The sequence below is a fragment of the Occallatibacter sp. genome (assembly GCF_049510455.1).
Taxonomy (GTDB): domain Bacteria; phylum Acidobacteriota; class Terriglobia; order Terriglobales; family Acidobacteriaceae; genus Telmatobacter.
In genome coordinates this window covers 24,034-45,068 of sequence record NZ_JBEKYX010000022.1, presented here as the reverse complement: position 1 = coordinate 45,068, position 21,035 = coordinate 24,034, and the positions used below count along the sequence as shown (strand labels likewise).

The following is a 21,035-nucleotide window of genomic DNA, read 5'->3' as shown; positions in this document are numbered from 1 at the left end:
AGTTGCTCCTATTCAGTTCGAAGAGCCTGCAAAGGTTGAAGTTTGGCGGTTCGCCAAGCAGGAATAAAGGTTGCGACCAGAGTTCCTGCCGCTATAGCAGTAATAGCCACAATCGCCGTCTTCACATCAAAGACCCCGACACCAAAAAGCATGCTCGAAAGGAGGTGATTCAACACAATCGAAACGCATAAACCTCCTGTTGCGCCAATCAAGGCCAACTGAGCACCATGCAATACCATGAGTCGAGCAACGCTCCCTCTCGTCGCCCCCAGAGCCATGCGGATGCCGACCTCGCGAGCGCGACGAACAGCGATAAACGATACGAGACCATAGATACCGATAACGGAGAGAGTGAGCGCGGCTCCTCCAAAGAAAGCAAGCATCAGAAACAGAAAGCGCCGCACCGCGATTGTGTCGCCGATTAGTTCCCGCACAGATTGAACAAAGAACACATCCTGGTTGGCATCTACGCTCCCCACCGCGCTTTTGATCAATCGCGTCGCCTCACGTGCCGACACTGAAGCCTTGATCACCACAAAATTTACGTTTCCAGTGGATTGATCGAGCGGAATGAATATCCCTGGCCGCGCCGCCACATCGATCGACTTATTGCGCATCGGGGCCAGAACCCCGACCACCTGCCGCCAGACAGGCTTCGCTGGATCGTCAGTATTGATCGTCTTCCCGAGCGCGTCCTCGTTCGGCCATAAAGCCCTCGCCAGCGTCTCATCAATCACCGCGACCTTGGGTGTATTGCTCGTATCCGTCTCGGCAATCAATCGTCCGCCGATCAGCCGCACACCCATGGCTTCAAGATAGTCGGAGGAAACTGCGTTGAATTCCGCCTCGATCCCGGCATGACTGCCATTGCGTGCCGACATGCTCACAGACTGTGCGTTCACGCCGTCGTATTGCCCAACATACGGGAACCCCGTCGAGACGCTGGCAACCTTGATTCCCGGCGTACTCCTCAGCCGATCCAGCACTTTCCTGAAGAACACTTGTCGCTGATCAAACTGACGATATTGAGGGGCCGTCAGCACCGTCACCGCATAGAACGCATTGTCCCCGCGATAACCGGTGTCGGTCGATCGAAGATTGGCCAGAGTGTGCAGCATCAGTCCCGCCATGCTCAGCAAGACCACTGCAAGCGTCACCTGTCCCACAACGAGTGAACTTCGTAACCTCGTCCTGGGCCTTCCCAAGCTGCTGCGTGAGGCCTCTGACAGAACCTCTCTCGGTGAGCGCCCCAGGACTTGCAGGGCATTCAATCCGCCGATCAGCACACCGCAGCCAATTGCCAGCAAGGCCGCAAACAGCGCCGCTTTGAAATCGACACTGGCGTCCGCCAGCCGAGGCACATCGACAGGGGCCAATCGCAACAACAATTTCACACTTGCCGCCGCAGTGGGCACGCCCAGCAGGCATCCACAACAGCACAACAGAATCCCTTCGAGCATCGGAATTCGAGCGACCTGCCAGACACTGCCGCCCAGCGCCATTCGAATCGCCAATTCTCCGTAGCGCAACGCGCCGCGAGCAAGCAGAAGCGCCGCTACATTTGCGCAAGCCAGCAGCAGAATCAAACCCGTAGCAGCCAACAAGGCAAGCAAAGGCAGATTCACACGGCTCACCGTCAGTTGGCGCAGGGAGAATATCCGGGCGCTCAGGTCGCGATTCGTCTCTGGATATTGCCGCTGTAATGAGCGGCAGGCAATTCCCAACTCCGCTTGCGCCTCGCCCAGCGTAACGCCCGGCTTCAGTCGCGCAATCACACCGCCATCTTGCGCGCCGTGCTTTAGAGTGGCGAGGTCGAGGGCCAGCGGCGTCCAAAACTGCATTTGGTCCGTCGGCAATAGTGCAGTGGTCCCAAGCTTCAGCGGAAAATTGAAACCTTTGGGCATTACCGCAACAACCTCATAGCCTTCATCGTCCAGATGAATCGTTTTCCCGATGATTCCCGTATCCGCGCCGAAGCGCCGCCGCCACAAATCATCGCTAAGGATGACCACGTGCGTATTTCCCGGCAGATCGTGATCCGCTGAAAACCAATTCCCCAACTGCGGATGCACTCCGAGCATAGGCAGCAGGCTAGCTGTCACACGCAAGCCGTAGAGAGATTCCGCCTCGCCCTTCCCTGTCAGATTGTGCAGATCGTAGTGGTACATTGCCACATCCTGAAAGGCCGGAACGGTGGCCTTCCAGTCGATCGCATCCCGTAGCGGCGCGCTCCAGTCGGTCTGGTTGCCCGTTTTGGGCCACCAACTCACAATCTGCACCAGCCGCCCGGGATCGTGAAACGGCAAAGGACTCAACAGCACGGTCCGCACAATGCTGAAAATCGCAACGCTGACGCCGAAACCCACTGCCAGGATGCAAATCACAATGCAGAAAAATCCGGGCGAACGTTGCATCTGCCGAAGTGCATATTGAATGTCAATCCAGAATGATTCGACTGTGGGACATTGCCATACTTCGCGGCTGCGCTCCTCCATCAGCGTCACATTGCCAAACTCCCGTCGCGCCGCCCGTTCCGCCTCTGCGCGCGGCATCCCTTCGGCCATCAGTTCGTCGGCGCGTTCCGCAACATGCTCCTGGATCGAGACAGAAATATCGTCATACCGACGGCGCCGAGAAAACAGGCGTCCAAGCAATCCAGTCTTGACTATTCCCATCTCAGGCCTCCAGCGGCGCAACAACCGCCAGCACCCGCGTAATCCCCGCAAACATCCGCTCAAAGCTCACAACTTCTTTTTCCAGGTGCCGCACTCCAGCATCCGTCAGCCGGTAAACGCGCGTCGGCCTGCCCTTGGATGAGGTGCCAGTCTCCGACTCCAGCCAGCCCTCCCGCAGCATCCGCTGCAGCGCCGGGTACAGTGAGCCTTCCTCCACCTGCAGCAGGTCATTGGAAACTTCCTTGATGTGCTTCACAAGCGCATAGCCGTGCATCGGCCTCACGCGCAGCGACTGGAGGATCATGATCTCCAGCGCTCCCGGAAAAAGATCGCGGTGTTTGGGATTCTTCGCCATGAAACGAAGATAGCGCAAAATACCTATTTTTAAAATAGGTATTTCAAAAAAATATGGCGAGACGCTTGCATTGCAGGATGCGAACCAAACAGTGGGGAAAACTTCCACGTGAAGCCGAATTCCCGCCTTCGATGGCGCGCAAGAGGAATGAGTTGCTCATCCCGGCCCAGTCGTTACTTCTGTCCAATGTACTTTCTTGCTGGGATTTCCTTCAGAAACTTTGCATAGAATTAAGGTCGTTTGCCAGACTGCGCCTGGATCGTATGCATGTAGTCGGAGTTCCCCAGGAACACGTCTGCGGCATGGTAACGAAGATAAGGCGCAACGGGAGAGATTCAAAAGATCAGTATGTTAGGCCGGGTCCACGACATCAGCTAGAAGCGACGCCAGTTTTTGAGCTTCATTTTTATACATCCAGAATTTCATCTCTTTGACGTTTCCCCTCCGCAGTTCTCCTAGTGACTCGAAATAATTACACTTCAACGTCAGCACTCCGCCGTCGCCCTCGTCCACTTCTTCGATATTCGTTTTTTGTAGGAATAAAAAATCCTCTAAATCAATCAATACGTCCTCCAGTTGCACAACTCCTACGATGTGTCGGCGGAGGTTTAGGCTGGTTGCAGTACAGGCATCAGCTTACGAACTATTCACGAAAGTAATGAAAAGAGGATTATTAGTAACAGCATCGAAACGGGGCACTGGAAACCCGCTGAGAGGGATTGGGCTGCAATATCTGAGCTATGATGGTGAGGCCATGCCCCACAAATCTGATATTGCGGCTCCAATGTGCGCTGAGCGCCTGCAACTTTCGGACGTAGTGACGAAAGCAGTACAGGAAACATATGCGGCTAAGGAAGCGCAGGACCGATTACGGAGCAAGAAGGACATTGGGCCTCTTATCGGGGCAGCGGCTTGCCGAACAGCGCAACGCGCGGCGGTGTCGGTTCTCAATCCGCACAGAAAAGAGCATAGTTGTTGACTGTGACATGGCTGACGGGGCACTCAAAGTCTAGTGAAAATGGATTACAGCGCATTGCAAATCTGCAGACAGTGAACCCCCTCACATCCTTAGGACGGAGGGCTAATTTTGCCGCTAAAGTCTTTAGAATCATGGTGCGCCCGGAAGGATTCGAACCTCCGGCCTACTGATTCGTAGTCAGTCGCTCTATCCAGCTGAGCTACGGGCGCAAAGAGAAGTGAAGTTCAGAAATGAACCTCACTCAGAATATCAAGGAATCGGTCCGGACGCAACGCCGAGGATCCCTCGGCAAGTCTCGCTCGTTGAGGTGAAATGTCTAAGCCTTGGCGGGCTCTGGTGTCGCCGCAGGCTCCGGCGGTGGAGGAGGAATGAGGGGCAGTTCCTCGGCAATCTCAAGCCCCGCGCGCCGCACGAGCGCCGTCACCGTGGCAGCATTTAATCGCGTGGCGTCATACTCCACCCGCACCGTCTGCGCCGCACGATCGAACGTCAGTTGGCGGATGCCATACACTTCGCGCGCTGCCGAAAGCGCAAAGAGAACAGCCTCTGTCGGTTGCGCCGCGTAGCGGTAGAGAATCTCCACTGTCGTCATGGCTTGATGATACTAGAGGTTCTTGAGATAGGCCCGGATCTCGGGGTTCGTCCAATCCGGATTGCCGACAATCTTGCGCCGGATCACGCCCTGCCGGTCAATAATGTACGTCTCCGGCCATGCTTCCGAGTGATACAGCTTTGCCGCGGTCTCATTCGGGTCGCGCACGGTGGTAAGGTCCACGTGATAGCGCTCAAGAAAATGGCGATATTGCTGCTCATCCTCATCGATGCTCACGCCCAGAATAGCCAGGTTCGGCTGTTCATGGTGCAATGCCTCCAGCCCCGGCGTCTCCTCGATGCACGGCACGCACTGGCTCCACCAGAAATTCAGCACTACTACCTTGCCGCGATAGCTGGCCAGGTGAACGGAGTCCGTGCTGTCGGCTACTGTGAAATCAGGCGCTGCCTTACCGACCTGCGAAGGGTGCGCGCCGCGGCTGCAACCGGAAACAAGCGCCAGCACGGCCGCAGGCAGTACGGCAGAGCTCAGCAAACGAGGAAAAATACTACGGGAGCGCACGTTTTTATAATACTGAAGTAGAGGAACTCGCTGAAACAACAGCACTGACCTATGTCGAATGATTCCATGAAAAACGGAGAAAGTCAGGAGGAGGGCGGTTTCAAGCCTGTTCTGGGCCTTTCCAGCGAGCCTATCGAATTTCTTGCGCGCTCCGGAACGGTCTTTGACCAGCCCGAGCCCGATCCGCTTATCGAGCTGACTGTTATCATTCCCGCGCGCAATGAGGAAGATTGCATTGGAGCCTGCCTTCAGTCGCTTGTCGCCCAGTCTGAAGATGCTTTCCAGCTTGGCCGCGACTGGGAGCTGATCGTCGTAGACGACGGGTCAACCGACCGCACCGCCGAGATTGCCCGCAGCTTCAATGGCGTTACGGTTCACAATGCAGATATATTCCAGCCTGGCGCGAAGCGAGGAGAAGCCTGGACCGGCAAATCCAACGCCATCTGGACCGCCGCACGCAAGGCACGAGGTCGCTGGCTGCTATTTACGGACGCAGATACGATTCACGAGCCCGGCAATTTGCACCGCGGAATCCATGAGGCCGAGCGGCACAAAGCAGGAATGCTCAGCTATTCTCCGCGCCAGATCGTCACTGGCATTGCACAGCGAGCGCTCATGCCGCTCATCTTCAGTGAACTGTCGCTGGCGTATCCACCGGCAAAGGTCTCCGACCCAAACCAGCGAATAGCAGCAGCCAATGGACAGTTCCTTCTCGTCGAGCGCGAGGCTTACCGCCGTATCGGAGGCCATGCCGCTGTAAGGGATCGCGTGCTGGAAGACGTCGAACTGGCTTTCCTGGCTAAGCGGCGTAAAGTGGGACTGCGCTTCCGTTATGCGGGTGATGCCGTATCCACACGCATGTATCGCTCAACTGCTGCCATGATGGAAGGCTGGACTAAGAACCTGGCATTGCTCTTCAACGATTCGTTGATGCTGGCAGCCTGGCGTCTTCTCGATCTGGTGTTGCTGATTGCGCTTCCAATTCTCGCCGCGGAACTATGGGGTGCGCGCTTTACACCCAGAGGAATGCAGTGGCTTGCTGCAGGATGGGTTCTGGCTCTTCTCTGGGTGCGAACGCTATTCCGTTTTTATGTGCGCGTTGCAAAGTCGAACTTTCCTGGCGCTGACTGCGCTCTAGCCCCTTTGGGACTGCCGCTACTGATTTTTCTGCTCTACCGCAGCTGGTTTCAGCACCGCATCCTGAAACAGGTAAGCTGGAAGGGCCGAACATACTCGCAATGAGGCCAAATGCCGGGCCAATTGCATTGTTATGAACCCGATCCCCCTGCAGGATCATCTCTATATTCGAGGTTTTCATGATCTTTCTTACGCGGCGCGCCACCTTTTCCGCCTCACACTACTACTGGAATGAGGCATGGTCCGCTGAGAAGAACGAACAGGTCTTTGGCCGCTGCGCTAATCGCAACGGACACGGGCATAATTACACGCTTGAGGTGACCGTTGCCGGCGAACCGGACACGCAAACGGGCTTTGTTGTCGACCTCAAGTGGCTCAAGGATGCGATTGAGCATGAAGTGCTCTCTGCCTGGGACCATCGTCATCTGAATCTCGAAGTGGCCGAGTTTGCCAAAGCCATTCCCACGACCGAAAACATTGCGATTGCAGCATGGAAGCGGCTGGAGCTTGCAGTGAAAGCCGCCAAAGGAGCAAGCCTGAGTGCGATTCGCGTTTACGAGACGCCAGAGATATTTGCCGAGTACCGGGGTGAATTTTGAAAGCATACTTTGGCCGCAGATATATGCTGAGCGCCAGTCACCGGCTGCACAGTGATGCGCTTACGCCCGACGAGAACCGTATCGCTTACGGCAAATGCAACAATCCGCATGGCCACGGACACAATTACACGATTGAAGTACTTGTCGGCGGCGAAGTGGAACAGGCGACGGGCATGGTCATCAACCTGGTGGATCTGGATGAAACAGTAAAGAGACTTGTGATCGAGCGCTTCGACCACACAAACCTGAATCTTGATCCTTTGTTTGCCTCCGTAGTTCCAACGACGGAAAATTTATGCAGCATAGTATTCGGCCTTTTGAAGGAAAATTTGCGCGCAGGCAAGCTCGCATCCGTTCGTGTGGAAGAGACGGAGAACAACTTCTTCCAGTGCTTCGACGCGCCGTCCGCAGCTGGATCGAAAGCGGCGTAAGTACGAATGTTGTACAGAAAGGACCATCTCTCATGGCGCAGACCGCAGCTGTAAGCAAATCGATGCTGAAGGCTCTTGTAAAGCCGGACGATCTTGCAGCGTTCAGTACAGAAGACCTGTATCGCGAGATTCTACGTCGTATTGGAGAAGATCCCGAGCGTGACGGGCTGCTTTCCACGCCGAAACGCGTCGAAAAATCCCTGGCATTTCTCACCAAGGGATACCATGAGGATCCCAACGAGATTCTGCACGGAGCGCTCTTTGATGTGGATTACGATGAGATGGTCATCGTGAAGGACGTGGAGATGTTCTCGCTCTGTGAGCACCACATGCTGCCATTCTTTGGCAGAGTGCATGTCGCATATATCCCAAAGGGCAAGGTCATCGGGCTCAGCAAGATTGCACGTCTCGTCGAAGTCTTTGCACGCCGCCTGCAGGTGCAGGAGCGCATGACGCGCCAGATTGCCGATGCAATTCAGGATGCCATTGAGCCGCATGGTGTTGGTGTTGTGATTGAGGCTCGCCACCTATGCATGATGATGCGCGGCATCGAGAAGCAGAACTCCTCTACCGTGACCTCGGCAATGGTAGGCTGCTTCCGGCAGAAGGAAACGCGCTCGGAGTTTCTCTCGCTGATGCGGCAAACGGGAACAGTCACGCTCTGACCGCTAGCCGGTGCATCGGCTAAAGTAAACAAGTGAACGGCCTGCTTGTAATCGACAAACCTGGCGGTATGACGAGCCACGACGTGGTGAGCCGCCTTCGCAGGATTACAGGAGAGCAGTCCATCGGGCATCTGGGCACGCTGGACCCAATGGCGACAGGCGTTCTTCCGCTGCTGCTGGGAAAGTTTACACGTTTGGCGCAGTTCTTCTCTTCAGCTGAAAAATCCTACACAGGTACCATCCGTTTCGGATTTGCTACGGACACCTACGACGCCGAGGGTGAACCAGCGTCTGCAGCTACAGATCCTGAATTGACGCTTGAGCAGGTCCGGCATGTAGCAGCACGTTTCTACGGAACCATGCAGCAGATACCCCCTACCTTCTCTGCCAAAAAAATTGCAGGTAAACCCGCTTACAAGCTGGCTCGCGCCGGCAAACCAGTGGAACTCAAGCCTGCGACGGTCCATATTGATTCTTTCGAAATCACTGGACTGGACTGCGATCAGGCCGCTTTCACGCTGAGCATCAGCGCCGGAGGTTACGTGCGCTCCATTGCTCATGAAATGGGACAGACGCTAGGCTGTGGAGCGCACCTAAGCAGTCTGCGCCGTACCCGCGCAGGTGTATTTACGCTCTCTGAAGCGCACAAGCTCGATGAGCTGCAGGAACTTGCCGGAAACTCGTCCGGAGTCGAAGAGAAGCTCGTACATCCGCGCAGCCTGCTTCCTGAGATGCCGGCGGTAACTGCGGATGCACATGTTCTGGGCCGGATGCGGAACGGCGGGCAGGCTAATCTCCCGGAGTTTTCGTCAGCACCGCTCGTGAAGGTCTTTGCAGCGCAGCGGGATCTCGCCGCAATTGCACGACGTGTAGCGGGCACGCTATTTCAGCCCATCGTCGTCCTGGGGTGAACTTCAGTTCTTGCGAAGAAGAGGCGTCAGCGTAGGCATCAGCGTGTCGGCAATAATTTCAGAGCCCTTTGCCGTAGGGTGAATGCCATCCTCCTGCAGAGTGCCCGTCACATGCGCCAGATTCTTGTAAAGCATCGGAACGAACGCGACATGGTGTTTGGCCGCTAACTCCCGAAAGATCGCCTCAAAGGACTGAATGTAGTCAGAACCATAGTTCGGCGGCAGCGTAATGCCGGCAAGCAAAGTTTTGATGTGCGCGTTCGCAAGCGTTGTAAGGATAAGGTCGAGATTCTGCTGGGTCACGTCGAGCGGCAGACCGCGAAGCCCATCGTTGCCGCCGTACTCCACAATGACCACATCCGGGTGCAATGCAAGGATAGTATGCAGGCTGGCAACGGCATCCTTCGTGGTAGCTCCCGGAGTTCCTTGATTGTCCACTTTATAGTGGTATCCGCTGCGATCCAACTTCCGCTGTAGCGCCTCGGGAAAACCCTGGCCAGACGGCAGGCCGTATCCCGCAGTAATGCTGTCTCCAAAGCAGATCAGGGTCCGCTGCTCTGCCGCAAAAGACGGGCGAAGCAGTATCAGCAGAGACAATGAAACGAAGAGCACGCGTCGAACGTCCACCTCGACAGTGTAAAACCAGAAGCAGGGAACTGGAGCGCGCAAGCTGCGTATTCTTATATGACCCCGAAACGGAGTTTTCTTTGATCCAAGTCCAGAATGCCAAGAAAGTCATTCAGAACGGCGCTCGGCGGGTCGAGATTCTGAAAGGAATCTCGCTCACAATTCCCGCAGGCCAGTTTGTAGCAATCGTAGGCGCCAGTGGAAGCGGCAAGAGCACTTTGCTCGGCTTGCTGGCCGGTCTGGATTCGCCCAGTTCCGGTGAGATCTGGCTGGATGGCGTGCCCATTCATAATCTTGAAGAAGGGCAGCTTGCTGCCGTGCGAGGCAACAAGATCGGCTTTGTCTTTCAGTCGTATCAGCTCATCCCCACGCTCACAGCGCTTGAGAATGTCTTGTTGCCATTTGAGCTGAATGCAAGCGGGAACGGCCTGGATAAAGCTCGCAGCCTGCTCAAGTCCGTTGGCCTGGCGGAGCGGATGGATCACTATCCAATTCAGCTTTCCGGTGGCGAACAGCAGCGCGTTGCCCTGGCGCGGGCTTTTGTCGTCGAGCCGCCGATTGTGATGGCAGACGAGCCCACAGGAAATCTTGACTCCACCAATGGACGCCTTGTTCTCGATCTGCTTCTGGACCGCAACAAACGTGCGGGAACCACTCTGGTGCTGGTAACGCATGACGCGGAAGTGGCGGCCATGGCGGATCGGAAGATCGTTCTCCGCGATGGTCAGATTGTTGAAGACACGCTGCCCCATGAACCTATAGCTGAAGAGCAGGCGCAGCATGGATAGGCCTCGATTAAAAAAACGTCCGCTGAGTTGGAAGCGTGCGGCCGGAGTTGCCTGGCGCGACCTGAAATCTGCGCCGGGAAAGTTTATCTTTGTTGTTCTCTCGGTCGCTATCGGCGTGGCTGCACTCGTGGGTGTGCGAGGTTTCAGTGACAGCTTTCGCAGTACGCTCGGCGCGGAGGCACGCTCGTTGATGGGCGGCGACCTGAACGCGCGGATCTTTGGCGCTCCAACGCCCGATCAATTAAGCAAAGTCGATGCGATAGAAAAGAAGATTCCAGGCAGCCGTGGAACATGGATTGTCGAAACGATCTCGATGGCTTCCGCGCCACCCGATCCTGTGCCTCTGCTTGTCAGTCTCAAGGCCGTAGATCCAGCGGAATATCCATACTATGGCTCCGCTGAGCTGGAACCGGCCATGCCGATGCAGCAGGCGCTTGCCGGCGATTCCGTGATCGTGGCGGACGAATTTCTCATTCGGCTGAACGCGCATGTGGGCCAGACCTTGCGGCTCGGAGGCAAAAATTTTCGTATATCGGCCGTGCTCCGCCAGGAGCCGGACCGCATGAGCGCTGGAGCGGGTATGGGACCGCGTGTCATGATCTCCCGTTCTGGACTGGACAGCACGCGTCTGCTCGCTCCCGGCAGCCGCGCCAGTCAACGGCTACTCTTCAAACTGCCTGCCAACCTTCCGTCCAGCGTTACGCCGCAATCCGTCCGGCGTGATCTGGAAGGCGCATTGCCGGATGCGCAGGTGATGGATTACCGCGAAGGCAATCCCGCATTGACGGATGGTCTGGATCGAGCAACGGCAATCCTCTCGCTGATCTGCCTGGTTGCCATGGTGCTGGGAGCGATTGGCGTAGCAATGTCCATGCATGCGCACCTTGAACAGCGCATGGATATGCTCGCAATTCTCAAAGCCATCGGCGCAAATTCGGCAGACCTCCTGCGGATTTTTCTTCTGCAAACTTTGGGGCTTGGCCTTGCCGGCGCGCTGTTAGGAGTAGCCGCAGGGCTTGGCGTAATGGCGGCTCTTCCGGCCGTATTCGGCAAACTACTCCCGGTGCATGCGGTATTTTCTTTTCCCTGGCGCTCCATTGGCGCAGGCTTGGGAACCGGCCTATTGACCACACTGCTCTTCTGCCTGCCACCTCTGCTCGATGTGCGGGGTGTGCGTCCGGTTCTTGTGTTGCGGAGACTTGTCGAGCAGGATGCAGCGGGAATGCGTGGATTCATCTCTCGACTCTGGTCTCGCAGGTTGCAGCTTCTGCTTTCGCTTGTTGTGCTTGCTGCTCTGGGTGGTATTGCCTGGGCGCTCTCAGATTCACCCGCAGTCGGTACAGTGTTCGCCATTGGTCTTGCCGCGGCGCTTGCTGTTCTTCTCACGCTTTCTGCCATCACACTGCGCACACTGCGCTTCTTTCTGAATCGCGTGCGGCTGCACCTTCCCTCATTTCTGCGCCAGGGACTGGCAAATCTCTACCGTCCCGGCAACCAGTCTGCGTCGGTGCTTGCATCGCTCGGCACAGGCGTCATGTTGATTCTCGCGGTATTTCTAATGCAGTCTGCCATTTTGCATGAGATACATGAGACGGTATCGCCCAAGCTGCCGAATCTCTTCGTGGTGGACGTCACAACCGAAGAAGCAGGCGCCTTCAAGGCATTCTTCGATCGGCTTCCGGGAGTGACGGAGCCGCTCGATCTGATGCCGGTAGTTCGGGGGCAGTTTGTTTCCATCAACGGCGCTTCGCTGGAGCAACTCCGCGGGCAGCATTTTCCGTTACGAATGCTGGAAAACGCGGAGCTGAGTTGGGCGGACACACCGCCCGCCGGAGACAAAATAACGCAAGGCAAATGGTGGTCCTCGCAGAATGCGCAGGAGATTGCGATTGGGGAAGGAGCAGCGCAGAGGCTGCACCTCGGCATCGGTTCTTCAGTCGAGCTGTCAACCGCCGTGAATGGAAACCATAAGCTGAAAGTTGCGGTGATTTACAGAGCAGACGGACAGCACCTTGGTACGCGCGTTCCATTTGTTCTGCCCTCAGCATTGCTCAAAGGCGAGACGGCGACATGGTATGGCGGCGCACACATCGACCCGCGGCAAGTGGGCAATATCGAGCGTGCTCTCTTTGCGTCCTATCCGACGGTATCCACTATCAATCTGGCCGACGTGCTGAATCGCATCGAGTCCGTTGTCGATCAAATCACATTTGTGATCCGCTTCCTGGCGGGTTTTTCCATTTTTGCCGGGTTAATGATTCTCGCTTCCTCAATCGCCAGCACACGTTTTCGCCGGATGCGTGAAGCCGTAGTGATGAAAACGTTGGGCGCGACACGAATGCGGATTATTCGCACCTTCAGCGTGGAGTTCAGCGTTCTGGGCCTGCTTGCCGGACTCGTGGGCGCCATCTTCGCCAATCTTCTTACCGAGCGTTTGCTGCATCGAATGCAGATCTCATTCCACATTGAGTGGGCCGCTCTGGCCACGGCACTGATTGGTACTGCCATTCTTGCCACGGCCACAGGCTGGCTTGCGAGTTATCGCATACTTGGCCTGCGGCCGCTCGAAGTGCTGCGCGAGGAGTAAGTCCTAGAACTCCTCGCTTATGTCCACTGCCGGAAGAATGTCATTTTCGCCTGCGAACCATACATAGAGCGTAGGCAGCAGAAACACGCTTATGAGCAGGGCCGTAATGAGGCCGCCAACGATCACAATGGCAAATGGCCGCTGTGAATCAGAGCCGATGGCGTGTGAGAGTGCCGCGGGAATCAGGCCCAGCGTGGCTACTGACATGGTGATAATGATGGGGCGCAATCTAAGCACCGCGCCCTCCACTGCGGCTTCGCGAATGTGGTCCTCGTTAGATTCTTCCATGCCGCGCCGCCTGGCGCGAATCTGGTTGATATATTCCAGCATGATGACGCCGGTCTGCACTGAGACGCCGAAGAGCGCTAACATGCCGATGGCTGCCGAGACGCTGAAGTTGGTGTGTGTAATGAGTAGTGCCAGCAAGCCGCCCATGGGCGCCAGCATCACATTGAGCATGATGAGCATGGCCCATTTCAGTGAGCGGAACATCGCGTAGAGAATGAGGAAAATGATGAGCATGGTGATGGGGCTAACGACCGCCAGACGGGCGTCGGCTCGCTGTTTGCTCTTGTATTCGCCTGCCCAGTCCAGGTGATAGCCGCGCGGCAACTGTATATCTGAATGCACCTTCTTGATGGCTTCTTCAACTGTGCTGCCGAGGTCGCGGCCGCGCACGCTGTACTTGATGGCGATGTAGCGCTGTTCGCCTTCCCGGTAAATCTCCTCGGCGCCATCGTCGGTATTGACTTTGGTGAGCTGTGCGAGCGAGACGCGCTCGCCTGAAGGAGCGAGAAGCCGGATGTTTTCGATTGCCTCCCGTGTGTCCCGGTACTGCTTCTGATAGCGGAGCGCAACGTCGAATTGCGCTTCACCCTGTAAAAGTTGAGTGACCGCGCTGCCGCCTACCGCAGTTTGAACTGCGTCCTGCACGTTGGCAACGTTGATGCCATAGCGTGCACAGGCTGCGCGATCTACGACAAAAGTGAGGTTTGGTTGTCCAATGATGCGCAAGAGGCCTAGATCGGCCACGCCTGGAACCTTGCTCAAAACGGAAACAATTTCGTTCCCTTTGGTCTCAAGCGTGCGCAGATCGTCTCCGTAGATTTTCACAGAGAGTTCACCCTTTACGCCGGAAACGGCTTCCTCCATATTGTCTTCAATGGGCTGCGAAAAGCCCCAGATGACACCTGGGATTTTTTCGAGCTGCTTATCCATGGAATCAATCAGAGCTTCTTTGTTCTCATGAAAGACGGGACGCCATTCGTCTTTAGGCTTCAGGTTGATGTTGTATTCCGTGTCGAAGAAGCCGGTGGAGTCTGTGCCGTCATCCGGACGGCCTATCTGGTCGACGACATTAATGACCTCAGGGAAGGAAGCCATGATGTGGCGGGCCTGCGTAGAGATGCGATAGCTCTCGTCCGGCCCTGTGGAAGGTGCGAGCGTGCCGCGCGCCCAGATGGAACCTTCATCGAGATGCGGCAGAAATTCAGAGCCAATGACGCCACTGAAGCCCAGGTACAGCGTCAACGCAAGACATGCGACCGCACCGGCGAGAATCACAGGCCGCCGGTGAATGGCCCAGCGCAGCGCTGTTCGGTAGCAATTCGTCATCCACGTCATCACGGGGTTGTGCCATTCTTTTGCGCCCTTGCGGAAGAGAAGGCTGGCCAGAACTGGAGCAATGACGATGGAGAAGAGCATGGCTCCGGCGAGTGCAAAGCCGACCGTCCAGGCCATTGGCCGAAAGAGTTTGCCCTCGACGGATTGCAGCGTATAAATCGGAAGATAGGCGGCGATAATGATCGCCACAGCGAAGAAGACGGGACGCTGCACCTCCTGCGCGGCATCGCGAATCTTCTGGATGGGCGTACGAGATGGATCTTCTTTGCTGAGATGGCGGATGATATTTTCAATCATCACAACGGCGCCGTCGACCACCATGCCGAAATCCAGCGCGCCAAGTGAGAGCAGGTTGGCGGGAATGTGGTTCAGGTTAAGACATGTGGCAGCAAAGAGCAGAGAGAAGGGGATAGTACAGGCAACGATAAAGGCGCCACGCGCATTGCCGAGAAAGATAAACAGAACAATCACGACGAGAATGAGACCCTCGGTGAGATTGTGTAGCACCGTATGCGTAGTGAACTTGACCAGCACTGAGCGGTCAAGGAAGGGAGTAACCTTAACGCCTTTGGGTAGCAAGCCATTATTGAGCTCGTCTGTTTTCGCCTCGATGCCCTTAAGCGCCGGGTCAGCATCGTCGCCTTTCTGCAGCAATACTGTCCCTTCAACGACATCCGGTTCGTCGATAATGTTGCCGGTCTTCTCATCGCGCCACGCTTTGCTGATCTGGCCAAGGCGTATTTTGGGCCCCTGCTCAACGACAGCAATATCCTTGATTCGAATGGAGGCTCCGTTGGCGGATGCAACAACGGTGTTCTCGATGTCCTGGACGGTCTGAAAGAGGCCTTGCGCCTGAACATTGATCTGCTGGGGCCCCATCTGGATATAGCTACCGCCTGCGTTGGCATTGTTGCCGGCCAATTGCTGCTCAACCTGCGAAATGCTGAGGCCATAGCTGATCAGCTTGTTCGGGTCCAGGCGAATCTGGTACTCCTTGGTCAAACCGCCGAAGGTCGCCTGATCAACAACGTGCGGTACGCTCTTGTATTGTTTTTCCAGTGTCCAGTCCGCAATAGATTTCAGCTCCATCACGTCGTAGGCAGGATTTTTCGATTCCAGCGTGTACCAGTAGATCTGGCCGGCGGGGCTCCAGTCGGTTTGCAGTTGTGGTACCAGGCCGGCAGGCAGCGTGACCATGCTCAGGCGCTCGAGAACGCGCTCGCGGTTCCAGTTGTTATCCGATGAATCGTCGAAATTCATCATGATGCTGGAGATGCCGGCAAGCGTGAAAGAACGAAGATTGTCCATGTGCGGAATTCCGGCCATCTGAATCTCGGTCGGAACCGTCACCTGTTTCTCTATATCTTCCGCGGAGTGGCCGGGCCACTGCGTAATGATGTTGACGTAGTTATTCGCCACGTCGGGATAGGCGTCGATGGGTAAATTTTTGAATGAAATAGCACCCCATCCGAAGAGCAGAATCGCCATCCCCAGAATAATGAAGGGACTTTTCAGTGCGAAATCGACGAGGGCCTTAATCATTGCCCCTCCAGCGTCGTTTCGAGCTGCAGGACATTCGAGACAACCTTCTGGCCCGCCTGGATGCCTGAAAGAATTGTCTGTTTGTCGCCGACCGTCTTGCCTGTCTTCACTTCCACTCTGCGGAATTTATTGCCGTCTGCCGGCACAAAGACCCAGTCACGGTCGTGCAAATGCAAAATGGCTGGCGCGGGCACGAGCGCAAAGTGGTCCTTTTTCAGACTCTGAAAGGTCGCGTTGACGAACATTCCAAGTCTCAGAATGCCGGGATTGGGAATTTCGATACGCACCTTGGCCGTACGGATTTGAGGATCGAGCACTGGACCAATGTCGGAGACGTGTCCGGTCAGAGTACGATCTGGATAAGCGCTAAGCTTGATGGTCGTGGACTGACCCAGCGCTAGTTTTGGAATGTCGTTTTCGTACACATCGCAGATAATCCAAACGCTGGATAGGTCGGCAATGGTAAATGCTGTAGCTGATCCGGAATAGGTAACGCCAGCCGCTGCGGCCTGCGTTACATTCTGCTGGATAATGACCCCGGAGATTGGCGAGTATACCGGAACGATAGGCGAAGGATGATTCTTGTCGATGCCCAGTGTCTCAAGCTGTTCCTCGGCAGCTTTCAGGTCCGCGAGCGAGTCATTCTCGGCATCTTCAGCCTGCTCAAGCATGGACTGCGAGATTGCTCCGTGCGCAAAAAGGTCTTTAGCGCGTACGTAGGCCTTGTTGTTCATGGTCTCGTCGTTGCGTGCTTTCAGATAGGTATCGAACGCATTCGAGCTGTCCAGGCTTTGAATCTTAAGAAGCAGCTGACCTTTCTTGACGTAATCGTCCAGTCTCGCCTTGATGTCCACGACGCGCCCGCTGGCCAGCGAGATAACGGGAATCTCGCGCGCTACATCCGGATTGACAGTTCCTGTAACACTTAGTTCGTTTTGTGCGTCATAGGACTCTGCCGCGACCAGAGGGAACAGCTCAGGCTTGTCTACAGAGACAAGGCTCATATCTCCGGTAGTGACAACCTGAGCCGGCGGCGGAGCTCCGTCGCCCTCTACTTTTGACTTGCAGCCTGCGAGTAAACTAGCGCCCAAGGTTAGGGAGATAAGAGCTGCAGGATATTTCTTGGTGTACAAATGCTGCGTCATGGAATTACCTCGCGTCCGACTGCAAGATTGAGTTGCCCAGCGGCGGTCAGGTACGCGCCAATCAATTGCGCGTAGGCCAGTTGCACCTGGCGGTAATCGCTTTGCGCGTTCAGGAAATCCATCAGAGAAGCCCCTCCGTGGAGGTAGGCGTAACTGACGGTGTCGCGCACGCGCACTGCCTGGTCGTTGTACTTTTCTTTGTATGGCTTCAACAGTGCAACATTGCTGCGGACAAGCTCATAGGCGGTATCCACGTCGCTGAAAACCTGAGCGCGTGTGGCCTCGGCTGCCTGCGCTGCACGATCGATATCGATCTGCGTGCGCTGCTTTTCGCCCTGGTTCTTGTCGAAGATACGCAGCGGAACGCTGACACTCAGGCCAAGCGTTTGGGTGGCATTGAGATTATTGTTCGACGAATTCCATGTGTACCAGCCGCCGAAGGTCGGATCGGTTGAGCCGTTGGAAATGGCCAGCTTATGGTTGGTTTGCGATTGCTGGATCGTTTGCAGTGCGGCCTGAAGGTCAGGCCGCGCTGCTACAGCCGCGTCATGATAGGTCTCAGCGGTCTGCAGGGAATCGTTGAAATCAAAGACCCCGGTCACATCGAATTGATCGACAGGAGTACGGTCATTGAGAAGTTGCAACAACTGGATCTTCGCCGTGCGCAGATTGACAATCGCAATTTGAATCTCCGATTCGTATTGCACGCGCTGCAGTTCAATGCGATCCAGGTCAATCTGGGCGATATCGCCGGCTTTGAAGCGGCTTTGGCTGATGTCGATAATTTTGTCGTAATAAACGAGATCTGCCCTGGCCAGTTCCAGGATAAATTTGGCCTGCAGAGTAGCCACAAATGCGGAACGTAGATTAAATATCAGATTACGCTCCAGATCTTCATGCTGAGACTGTGTGATCCGCGTGCCTTCCTGTGCGCTCTCAAGGCGGAGTTCACGTTTATGATCGCGCTCGTGGAGATAGCTAAGGGTGGGGACAACAAAGGTGCCTGCCAACGGTTGCCAAACGCCGTTGTGCGGCGCAATCTGTGTACCATCCGCGGTGACACTGAATTGTGGATTGGGACGCAGGTAGGCGGTAACTTCCTCCGCCTTCATTTCGGCCACATTGTCCGCATCTGCCTTCAAGGCTGGATTCGAGGCCTCAAAGCGCACTTTCACCTGATCCCAGGTGAGACTCTGCTGCGCAGCCACGGAGACAGGAGCAAGTGCTAGCAGCACTGCCACCGCCGGTGCGGACAGGGAAGGAAAGACTCTATTCATACACATGCCTTGCGCCGCGGTCTGCACGGCGAACTCGGAAAGGTGAGAAAGCTTAGTTATGCAAGGAGGAGAGGACGGCTATGCCATTGGCGGGGGGCGGTTTGCATACGGAGTCAATTTAAGATGATCAGAGACTTTGGGCGCGTCCTGTCCAGGAGAAACATGCTGCAAAAAGCCGAAAGCAGCTCCAGTGATGATTGGAGGCGGCTCTATAGCCGTAGCTGTATGCAAAAGATGCGCATCTCCCGATGCAAGATGATCTCTTCGCTGGCCATTATCTGTTTCGGCAGAGTTCTGGACTGCCATCAGGTCATCGCTTACGGAGATGACCGGAAACAGAATCGCGATCAGAACCGCAATGGCAATGATCTGACTGCGCCGGCTCTGGTCCATGCGGCATCCGATACGGAGCCATAAAACCACGAGCGCAATGGCCAGAACAGCCCAGGCGATATTGAGAAAAATTTCCACGCTCAATCCCGATCTTATTCTACCAGCAGGCTAAGTAAGCCTTCCGTTTCATTTCAGAATTAGGTGTCTAATACAGATTCTGCACACTTAGACATAACAGAGCCATAAAGGGAGTGCAAAAAATCTGCGGTGCGCAGTTGAACCGGCCACGCGCGTGCCGCAGGAGTCCCGTCAGAAGAACTGAGATTCGTTCGTCAGTATGAAACAACCTGCCACCTGGCACCGCTGATCGTTTGACCTGAAGGAGCCAATCCCTTATGATCGATGAGTTGGCTCATAAAAACGTGACGCCAGTCATGATGAGCTCACAGGAAGCCGCCGGCTGGGCTTTCTGCGCTAGTTGCCCCCTCGTTCAATGGTAGGACAGATGCCTCTGGAGCATCATATCGGGGTTCGAATCCCTGGGGGGCAACCAATTAAAGTTTAGTAAATAACTGTTCGTACCCCTCCTTTCAAAACCAGTGAAGGTCTCTAATTCAAGTGCTCCTGAGCCTCAAGCGGCTATCTTTCCGATTGTGCTTATGAATGGTCTCTTCAGCGCCATCGGTGTTGGGATAGGTTCTCCAAAAGATCAAGATAAAGCGATGTTCAACAAATGCGGGTCTCTATGCGAACCAGGCACGGATCGTGTCGCGCGGCGGCCCCCATCTACAGATACAGAGGCCGGTCGCAGTCACAGCGGAGTCCTGCTTTGCGGGGCCTTCCCGAGGGACGTCATCGCGCGCTGGGGGCAACTTTTGTCGTCGCGCGGCATTGATGTTGCCGGTGTTGCCTATATGGTGAACTACGATGTGCCGAAGGAAGCCGAGGATTTTGTGCATCGCATGGGGCGAACGTGCTGGGCAGCAAGCAATGGAGTGGTGTCAACCTTTGCCGCTCCAGACGAGGCGCACGCTCTCAAGAAGATCGAACGCGCGCTGGCCATTCATACCAGGAAATATCGTGTAAGCCCCGACTCCGCGTCTGTAATTAAGAGAGTGCCTTAATGGCGATGGGCTCCTCACAAAATGGAGCGGAGCCCACGTTTACGGCATCGGTAAACTATTGAGAGTAGAATCCTTTTTCTGTACGCGCATTCCACTTAACAGCACAACGAAAGGCGCGTCTGCCGCCGTTAGGCCGCAGGCGCAATCAGCAGCACATCAATGGCCGGAGGCGGCGTGATCTCGGGCAGCTTTCCAAATACGCGCGTGCCACTTGCCACTTCGGTAAATACTCTATTGACAGTGTCTTCGGTTCGCGTCGAGCTGACGTGCAACTTCCGCGCTGCCCGCATCGCTGTTGCGGCCAGCAGAAAGCGATTCTCAATTTTCAGACCGGCCTGATACACCAACTCTGATCGCATAATTGCCTCAATTCCCGGTGATGGAGCGTTTGAAACAAAAGCCTGGCTCGCCTCCGCAGCAGTCTGCGGCATGATTTCAAGATTCACAATGTAGCAGGCAGGTTCGGCGGATATCGAGGAGGGCCGAGGATCGTAGGGTATTGGATTACCGATCTTCCCTGGGTTCAGCATACGCTACGCAAGCCGTTTTTCCTAATTTGCCGCGGTTATCTACTGTGGAGGTATGTATCAGGCACTCAGGATTTGTTATCTCTCGCTTCAGAAAGGTGCTATGCTTACGGCTGGTCGTCGAATCCGACTTGGCGTTCTTGCCTGTTCTGCTTTTCGGCTTTACTCGCAAATAATTCCATCCTGAGTTCAGCGGCACAGCAAGCAATAGAGGAACGGTTATGGAACACGGAACAGTGAAATGGTTTAATGACGCCAAAGGCTTCGGATTCATCAGCCGCGCCAACGGCGAGGACGTATTCGTTCACCACACGGCCATCAAGAGCGAGGGATTCCGCACGCTCAAAGAGGGGCAGGCGGTCCAGTTCGACGTGGTGAAGGGACCTAAGGGTTGGCAGGCAGATAACGTCCAGATAGCCTAGCGGTAACCAGATACCGAAAAGGTGAGCTTGCCATAGCGCTGGTCGGCAAATCAAGCCGATAGATCAGATTGTCGTGGCACGCTACCCTGCAAGCGCTCGATGAGTCTGGTATTTGTCCCAAGCTGAGATCAGGCTCCTATCTTCACGCTTTAGTGCTTAGTCCGAGGAGAATTA

The 21,035-nt window shown here is 55.5% G+C and carries 20 protein-coding genes and 2 tRNA genes; 10 read left to right on the top strand and 12 right to left on the bottom strand.

Going from position 1 to position 21,035, the window contains the following annotated elements; all coding sequences use genetic code 11:
- Positions 1-8: 8 nt before the first annotated feature.
- The 6 genes from ABSG47_RS06165 to ABSG47_RS06140 form a co-directional block, all read right to left on the bottom strand.
- Positions 9-2,675 carry an ABC transporter permease gene (locus ABSG47_RS06165; RefSeq protein WP_424167786.1) on the bottom strand — a complete coding sequence of 889 codons (2,667 nt, stop codon included), beginning with the start codon at positions 2,673-2,675 and terminating at the stop codon, positions 9-11.
- A 1-nt stretch (position 2,676) separates the two neighbouring features.
- Positions 2,677-3,030, bottom strand: a complete 354-nt coding sequence (locus ABSG47_RS06160) for a PadR family transcriptional regulator (protein WP_424167784.1) — start codon at positions 3,028-3,030, stop codon at positions 2,677-2,679.
- 351 nt (positions 3,031-3,381) lie between these two features.
- On the bottom strand, positions 3,382-3,612 hold the full coding sequence (locus ABSG47_RS06155) for a hypothetical protein (protein ID WP_424167782.1): 231 nt from the start codon (positions 3,610-3,612) through the stop codon (positions 3,382-3,384).
- 529 nt (positions 3,613-4,141) lie between these two features.
- Positions 4,142-4,218 (bottom strand) — tRNA-Arg (locus tag ABSG47_RS06150).
- A 107-nt stretch (positions 4,219-4,325) separates the two neighbouring features.
- Positions 4,326-4,601 (bottom strand): hypothetical protein, encoded by a 276-nt coding sequence (locus ABSG47_RS06145; RefSeq protein ID WP_424167780.1) that lies wholly within the window; start codon positions 4,599-4,601, stop codon positions 4,326-4,328.
- A gap of 12 nt (positions 4,602-4,613) precedes the next feature.
- Positions 4,614-5,096, bottom strand: a complete 483-nt coding sequence (locus ABSG47_RS06140) for a TlpA family protein disulfide reductase (RefSeq protein ID WP_424167778.1) — start codon at positions 5,094-5,096, stop codon at positions 4,614-4,616.
- A 93-nt stretch (positions 5,097-5,189) separates the two neighbouring features.
- Here ABSG47_RS06140 and ABSG47_RS06135 point away from each other — a divergent pair, with 93 nt between their 5' ends.
- The 5 genes from ABSG47_RS06135 (at position 5,190) to truB (ending at position 8,866) form a co-directional block, all read left to right on the top strand.
- Complete coding sequence (locus tag ABSG47_RS06135) at positions 5,190-6,365, top strand: glycosyltransferase family 2 protein (protein ID WP_424167776.1); 1,176 nt, start codon at positions 5,190-5,192, stop codon at positions 6,363-6,365.
- A gap of 74 nt (positions 6,366-6,439) precedes the next feature.
- The gene (locus ABSG47_RS06130; protein WP_424167773.1) at positions 6,440-6,859 is read left to right on the top strand and encodes a 6-pyruvoyl trahydropterin synthase family protein; all 420 of its coding nucleotides are present in this window, start codon (positions 6,440-6,442) and stop codon (positions 6,857-6,859) included.
- 23 nt (positions 6,860-6,882) lie between these two features.
- The gene (locus tag ABSG47_RS06125) at positions 6,883-7,290 is read left to right on the top strand and encodes a 6-carboxytetrahydropterin synthase (RefSeq protein WP_424167771.1); all 408 of its coding nucleotides are present in this window, start codon (positions 6,883-6,885) and stop codon (positions 7,288-7,290) included.
- Between the two features lie 62 nt (positions 7,291-7,352).
- Positions 7,353-7,955 carry a GTP cyclohydrolase I FolE gene (gene folE, locus ABSG47_RS06120; protein ID WP_424167804.1) on the top strand — a complete coding sequence of 201 codons (603 nt, stop codon included), beginning with the start codon at positions 7,353-7,355 and terminating at the stop codon, positions 7,953-7,955.
- Positions 7,956-7,987: 32 nt separating this feature from the next.
- On the top strand, positions 7,988-8,866 hold the full coding sequence (gene truB, locus ABSG47_RS06115; protein WP_424167768.1) for a tRNA pseudouridine(55) synthase TruB: 879 nt from the start codon (positions 7,988-7,990) through the stop codon (positions 8,864-8,866).
- 3 nt (positions 8,867-8,869) lie between these two features.
- On the opposite strand, the gene ABSG47_RS06110 is transcribed toward truB, so the two are convergent.
- Positions 8,870-9,535 (bottom strand): arylesterase, encoded by a 666-nt coding sequence (locus ABSG47_RS06110; protein ID WP_424167765.1) that lies wholly within the window; start codon positions 9,533-9,535, stop codon positions 8,870-8,872.
- Positions 9,536-9,573: 38 nt separating this feature from the next.
- Here ABSG47_RS06110 and ABSG47_RS06105 point away from each other — a divergent pair, with 38 nt between their 5' ends.
- A complete protein-coding gene (locus ABSG47_RS06105) occupies positions 9,574-10,281 on the top strand; it encodes an ABC transporter ATP-binding protein (RefSeq protein ID WP_424167762.1) in 708 nt (235 codons plus the stop codon).
- Complete coding sequence (locus ABSG47_RS06100) at positions 10,274-12,868, top strand: ABC transporter permease (RefSeq protein ID WP_424167760.1); 2,595 nt, start codon at positions 10,274-10,276, stop codon at positions 12,866-12,868. The genes ABSG47_RS06105 and ABSG47_RS06100 overlap by 8 nt, the downstream gene beginning before the upstream one ends.
- Before the next feature lie 3 nt (positions 12,869-12,871).
- On the opposite strand, the gene ABSG47_RS06095 is transcribed toward ABSG47_RS06100, so the two are convergent.
- The 4 genes from ABSG47_RS06095 to ABSG47_RS06080 all read right to left on the bottom strand — a co-directional run bounded on the left by ABSG47_RS06095 (position 12,872) and on the right by ABSG47_RS06080 (position 18,926).
- On the bottom strand, positions 12,872-16,033 hold the full coding sequence (locus ABSG47_RS06095; protein WP_424167758.1) for an efflux RND transporter permease subunit: 3,162 nt from the start codon (positions 16,031-16,033) through the stop codon (positions 12,872-12,874).
- The gene (locus ABSG47_RS06090) at positions 16,030-17,037 is read right to left on the bottom strand and encodes an efflux RND transporter periplasmic adaptor subunit (RefSeq protein WP_424167755.1); all 1,008 of its coding nucleotides are present in this window, start codon (positions 17,035-17,037) and stop codon (positions 16,030-16,032) included. The genes ABSG47_RS06095 and ABSG47_RS06090 overlap by 4 nt, the downstream gene beginning before the upstream one ends.
- Positions 17,038-17,174: 137 nt before the next feature.
- Entirely contained in the window at positions 17,175-18,455 is a 1,281-nt protein-coding gene (locus tag ABSG47_RS06085; RefSeq protein WP_424167752.1) for a TolC family protein, read from the bottom strand.
- A gap of 78 nt (positions 18,456-18,533) precedes the next feature.
- Positions 18,534-18,926 (bottom strand): hypothetical protein, encoded by a 393-nt coding sequence (locus ABSG47_RS06080; RefSeq protein ID WP_424167749.1) that lies wholly within the window; start codon positions 18,924-18,926, stop codon positions 18,534-18,536.
- Between the two features lie 341 nt (positions 18,927-19,267).
- On the opposite strand from ABSG47_RS06080, the gene ABSG47_RS06075 reads away from it, so the two are divergent.
- Positions 19,268-19,341, top strand: a tRNA-Gln gene (locus tag ABSG47_RS06075).
- Between the two features lie 322 nt (positions 19,342-19,663).
- Positions 19,664-19,912 (top strand): helicase-related protein, encoded by a 249-nt coding sequence (locus ABSG47_RS06070; RefSeq protein WP_424167746.1) that lies wholly within the window; start codon positions 19,664-19,666, stop codon positions 19,910-19,912.
- A gap of 128 nt (positions 19,913-20,040) precedes the next feature.
- Here the strand turns inward: ABSG47_RS06070 and ABSG47_RS06065 are convergent, their stop codons facing one another.
- Positions 20,041-20,271 carry a hypothetical protein gene (locus ABSG47_RS06065; RefSeq protein WP_424167743.1) on the bottom strand — a complete coding sequence of 77 codons (231 nt, stop codon included), beginning with the start codon at positions 20,269-20,271 and terminating at the stop codon, positions 20,041-20,043.
- 389 nt (positions 20,272-20,660) lie between these two features.
- Between ABSG47_RS06065 and ABSG47_RS06060 the strand changes: the two genes are divergently transcribed.
- Positions 20,661-20,861 (top strand): cold-shock protein, encoded by a 201-nt coding sequence (locus ABSG47_RS06060; RefSeq protein ID WP_058186362.1) that lies wholly within the window; start codon positions 20,661-20,663, stop codon positions 20,859-20,861.
- Positions 20,862-21,035: the final 174 nt, after the last annotated feature.